Annotated in this window: 1 protein-coding gene; it reads left to right on the forward strand. The window is 63.6% G+C overall.

The features are described from left to right. On the forward strand, window positions 1–431 hold a 431-nt coding region (locus JWG43_RS18595; protein WP_504208234.1), incomplete at both ends, for an AAA-type ATPase lid domain-containing protein.

The following is a 431-nucleotide window of genomic DNA, read 5'->3' on the forward strand; positions in this document are numbered from 1 at the left end:
GGGCACCTTCCGCCGCGATCTCTATTACCGTCTGAACGTTTTCCCCATCCACATGCCGCCCCTGCGCGAGCGGCAGAACGACATCCAGCCTCTGGCGGCTTATTTCGTGGACAAATACGCTGCGGCCAACGGACGTTCGGGCATCCGCATCTCGCTGGCCGTCATGGACATGCTGCAGCGCTATACCTGGCCCGGCAACATCCGTGAGCTGGAGAACGTCATGGAGCGTGCCGTGCTCCTTGTCGGTCAGGATGGTCTGATCCTGCCCCAGCATCTGCCGCGTGAACTGCACAGTACGCATTGTCCTTTCGGCCCTGCGGCGCACAAGGGCCCGGTGGAGCCCTATGCTGCCTCCGGCACGCTGCAGGATCGGCTCGACGAGCTGGAGCGCGCCTGCATCACGGATGCCCTTGCCCGTCATAAGGGGCACA

This window comes from Desulfobulbus alkaliphilus (assembly GCF_016918545.1).
Classification (GTDB): domain Bacteria; phylum Desulfobacterota; class Desulfobulbia; order Desulfobulbales; family Desulfobulbaceae; genus Desulfobulbus; species Desulfobulbus alkaliphilus.